The 5,192-nt window shown below is 37.9% G+C and carries 2 protein-coding genes; one reads left to right on the forward strand and one right to left on the reverse strand.

Features of this window, described 5'->3' with window-relative positions; translation table 11 throughout:
- On the reverse strand, positions 1–3,113 hold a 3,113-nt coding region (locus AC6F75_RS13700; RefSeq protein ID WP_500715651.1), incomplete at its 3' end, for a PAS domain-containing protein.
- 786 nt (positions 3,114–3,899) lie between these two features.
- On the opposite strand from AC6F75_RS13700, the gene AC6F75_RS13705 reads away from it, so the two are divergent.
- The coding region (locus AC6F75_RS13705; RefSeq protein ID WP_500715652.1) for a LamG-like jellyroll fold domain-containing protein at positions 3,900–5,192 on the forward strand (1,293 nt) is incomplete at its 3' end.

The raw sequence follows: 5,192 nt of genomic DNA on the forward strand, positions 1-5,192 counted from the left end.
CCGGTTTTAATGAGGTTTTGAACCGCTTTTGAGAGGTTGCGTTTGTGTTCTCCAATAAAAAATTCAAGTCCGGCAGAGTTGTTGGGATTGTAGTGCTTATCAACCTCCATAACTTCAAGAGTCATAGCACTCCAGTACAGGTTGTCTGCTCCTGCCGAATCTCTTAAGTCGAGTTCCCAACTTCCTATATTTGCCAGTTTAGCGGTGTTCTCAAACAGCCGTTGCAACTCAATCAAATCGGTGATGTCTTTTCCGTAGGCATAGGCAAAATTGTCTTCACCATATACTTCAGATGAACTCCAGGAAATCCAGCGGTACTCTCCTGTTTTGGTTCGGTAGCGATTGATAAAATTGTTGGCGAGTCTCTTACCGCTTATGGTTTCTGTATATTCTTTGTTTGTTTGATTTAAATCGTCGGGGTGTATAAAATTTGTAAAGGGTTGAGAGGTGATTTCTTCACTGGGATAGCCCAATATATCAGAAAAAGCCTGGTTGACCTTAGTGAAATAGCCATTGGGGCCCGCCACAGCCATGATTTCCGGAGAGTTGTCAAAAAACAGTTGTGTTTCTTCTTCCTGTTGTTTACGTTTGATTTCCGCACCCAGATATTGACCAAGGGGTTCAAGTATATTGATTTCCTCCTTAATATTTTTTGAAGGCAATTTACCGGCAAAAACCAATACGCCTATAGTGTTTTGGTTGTGTGTCAGCGGGATGCCCAATGCAGACTTCAGGCCTGAAATTTTTGCCGCGTCTTGCCTGATGAATTTTTTATTGGAGTCAATATTGTCCAAAACCTGAATAGTATTTGACTTCCAGATGGTTCCGGGAAAGCCTTCGCCTTTTTCAAATTTAGTAATATGTTTGGATGCTTTATAAAAGGCTTTGCCGGTTTTATTTTGTTTATATGCTTTAAACAGGTTGAGGTGTGTTTTGTTGGTGTTGGTGAGCCAGATTTCAACGGTGTCAAATTCTGTAAATTTGATTAGATAATTTAAAACTTCATCGAGTGTTTGATCCAATTTGTTGTCACGCTCTTTAAAAAAGTTTGCCAGTTTAAATTCAAGCTGTTGTTGCAACTCATTTATTTTTGAAGCTGTTTTGTCTCTCAATGCGCCTATCATTCTGATGGGTTTTCCTTTGGAATCCCTAATGATAAAACCGTTTTCTTCAACATAGGCATAAGAGCCGTCAGCTTTTAAAAACCGAAACCCGTCTTTCCATGTGTTTTGGTTTTTATCGCTAAAGAAATTTTCCCAGCGTTTTTGGTGACTTTTTGAATCTTGATGGTGGGTGAGGTTGCTCCAATCTTGCAATCGAAATACTTTGTCTGAATAATTATGCCCAAACAACCTTTCCAAACCATCACCCCAGTAAAAGTTGTCATTCACGATATCCCAGTCATAAATAGCGTCGTTTGTGGCTTTATTGACTAAATTATACCGCTCGTTGCTTTCCTGTAACTCATTTTCATAGATGATGTGTTCAGTAACATCCCTGGAATTGGTGACTATGCCTTCAATGGCCGGGTCCCTTAATAGATTGGTAGCTGTTGTTTCAATCCAGCGCCATTCATTATTGCTGTTTTTATACCGGAATGGTTTTGTTGAAATTTGTTTTTGTTCTTTGAGCAATTTGAAATTGTCAGACAGTTCCTGCCAATCATCAGGGTGTACAAACTCTTTTACGTTTTTGCCAAGCAAGTCCTCCGAAGTAAAGCCCATCAACCTTTGTGAGGTAGGGCTAATATAAATGTAGAAGCCATCACGGTCAAGGATTGAGATAAAGTCTGAACCTTCCTGAACAAGGGCTTTGAACCTCTTTTCATTGTATTTGATGATACTGTCTGTTTTTTTTCTTTCGGTAATGTCATGGGTAAAGCAGTCCCAGATAATAGTGTTTGTGCCAGTTCTTGTTGGATTACCGAAACCTTTTTGCCATCGGGTTTCTCCGTTAGGGTGCAGGTAGCGCCACTCGTGCGACCAGTAAGCAAAATTGTTGTAGGCTTTTTCTATGGACTTTATCAATGATTTTACATCATCATAATGAACTCTGTTCCACACCAGCATATTGTCTTCCATGATTTCTTCGGGGGTGTAGCCCCAAACCTCAAGGGCTCCCTTGCTTAATTGAACCAATTTGTCATTGCCCTTTGAATTTCTAAAATACCTGAACACCACACCGGGGATGTTGTCTGTAATATTTTGAAGCCTGATTTCAGTAGTTTTATTTTTGGTAATGTCTCTATGGGTTCCCATTACCAGCAAGGGCTCTCCCTGCTCGTTCCTTTGAATAACTTTTCCGCTATCAAACACCCAAACAATGTGTCCTTTTTTGTGAATCATCCGGCATTCAAAATCGTAAAAATCGGTGTCGTCTTCAAAACAAGCTGAAAGCGCTTTTTCTGCCAGTTTATGGTCTTCGGGGTGCAACAGTTTAAACCAGGTGTCTTTGGTAAAAGGTGTCAAATCTTTAATACTGTAGCCCAGCATCTCTGCATATCGTTCATTTATAATGACCTCTTCGGTTTTTAAATTCCATTCCCAAGTGCCTATACGGGTCGCTTTGATGATGTTATTGAGCTTGTCAGTTTTGTCCCGTAGCCTGTTTTTGCTTTTTTTAACTTCAATTTGAGATTTTCTTAAACTCAAAAGCTGCTCTACTTGTCGGGCTAATGATTTGAGTGATTCAATTTGTTTTTTGGTAAGGGCATTTGGCTTAAAATCAATCACGCAAAGTGTTCCTATCGGAATGTTTTCAGGGGTTTTAAGCGGAACCCCTGCATAGAATGAAATATTTGGCTTTGAAACTACATAAGGGTTGTCCTTAAAGAGGGGGTCTTTATGGGTGTTTTCAATAATTGTAATATCTGATTTTTGCTGAATGGTATGATAGCAAATGGAGTTTTCAATAGAAGTAATCTTGAAGTCAGCACCAAAGGCCGATTTATAAAACTGTTTATCAGCATCAATAATTGTGATTATTGCAACCGGAACTTCACAAATGTATGAAGCCAAACGGGTGATGTTGTCATAGGCTTCTTCCGGTACAGAATCAATGATTTCAAAGGTGCTCACGGCACTTGCCCTCTTAAGATTGCTGGTTTCGTTCATTTTTAGTTTGGGGTATTGAAAAAAATTAAATTTCTGATTTTAATCTGTTTCATTTTCAATTATACAATTTATTTTAAAAAAAAATACAATGAAATGAAACTTTCTTAGGAAATAGAATCAAAAAAACAAGAAACTAATGAAGTAAAAATCTAAATCGATAGGAGCTGATTAATGAGAATTATTGACCCGACAAAATAACGACTAAAAGATTAATAAAAAGGTAAAAAAAGCATAAAAAATAAACTTAATAAGTTAATAATATCTGTTAAATGTTAAGTTAATTTTATTTTTTAACAGTGTTATTTTTTTCATTAATGGGGAAATATGTCAAAAAAATGTTGAAAATGACTATGGCCATTTTTTAATTAAAAGTACTACTATTGAATTTTCCTACAAAATAAATCATATATTTGTCCAAAATATCTATGAAAAACATATTTTTTCGATGAAATGCATTCTAACTGAAAGAATTATTATATTTTTGTTAAAAATTGCTTGGGTTTATTAGGATGATATGTTCAATTGAAACGAAACTAAAAACTTTTTAAAGCCCTTATTTTATTGATGTTTACCGAATAAGCGGCTATTTGTTAATAATAAAAAAAGCAGAACTTAAAAGACATTTACTATCAACTGAAAAAACAGGTAAAATAAGCTAAAATTTGGGGTAAAACCCTATAAATTAATACCTCAAGGCGTCTATTTTACCACATTATTTTTTAGTGATGTGAAAATTTATATACTTTTAACCAGGAAATAACCAAACAATTTATAGTCCCAAACATCATGAAAAAAAATTACCTACTTATTGCTTTTGTCTTGTGCTCTTCATTTTTCTTTGCACAAAACCCGGGGAATGCACTTCATTTTAATGGAGGAAGTAATCATGTCACTGTAGCTTTGCCTGCTTTATTTGATGACATTCCTAACAACGATATTACTGTAGAAGGCTATGTGCGAGGTACACAACCCGGATTTAGACGTGTATTTTTTGCCCAAAAGGACCAGAACAATTACTTTAACATTAGTATGTCCAATGTTGGCGGTCAGGTAGAGATGTATGTATACGTGGCTGCTTCAGGCGCGGTGTACAGTGTAAGAACTTCTGCCGGACTAACTTTAGGAGTCACCCACCATATCGCAGCGCGATGGACAGCTTCAACCAGTACCGTAGATGTTTTTGTTAATGGTCAACAGGTCGGAACTGTATTTGGAGGAGATACTTCCACCGGAGTAAACAATATGATGACTATTGGTTCACGAACCGATGGCTCACAGGTATTTGTTGGTGAGATTGATGAACTGGCCATTTGGAGTGAAGCCCGAGTCCAATGTTTGATTATTCAGGATGCCAATGAGGGTATTGCCTTAAGTGAACCCAATCTGGTGGCCTACTACACCTTTAATCAGGGAGTAGCAGGTGGAAACAATACAGGCATTACAACCTTAATTGATGAAACCGGCAATTTTAACGGTACGCTTCAAAATTTCGTTTTAAACGGAACGACCTCAAACTTTGTTGCCTCAGGAGCATTCTCAACTGTCATTACAGGCCCTGCTACATCTCCAACAGCTTTGTGTAAACCTCCATTTACCATTCAGTTGGATGCAAACGGAGAAGCTTCCATAACAGTAAGCGATATTGATGACGGTAGTTTTGATTTGTGTGGATATATCAGCATTGAAATTGATAAAACCGACTTTACCTGTGCAGACATTGGTGACAATATAATTACGCTTACCATAACTGACTTAAACGGAAATGCATCCACTTGTACAACTGTAGTTACAGTAGAAGACACTATAGCTCCGGTAGCCCTTTGTGTGGCCCCGTTTACCATTCAACTTGATGCCAATGGAGAAGCCAGTATCACCGCTGCAATGATCGAAGCCGGAAGTACGGACAATTGTGCTATAGACACGATTACCATCAGCCAGACTGATTTTACCTGTGCAGATATAGGTGACAACACCATTACTTTAACCGTAACAGACGTAAACGGGAATACGTCTACTTGTACAACTGTGGTAACAGTAGAAGACAATGTGGCTCCCGTTGCCCTTTGTGTGGCTCCGTTT

It is taken from the genome of Planktosalinus sp. (assembly GCF_059864935.1).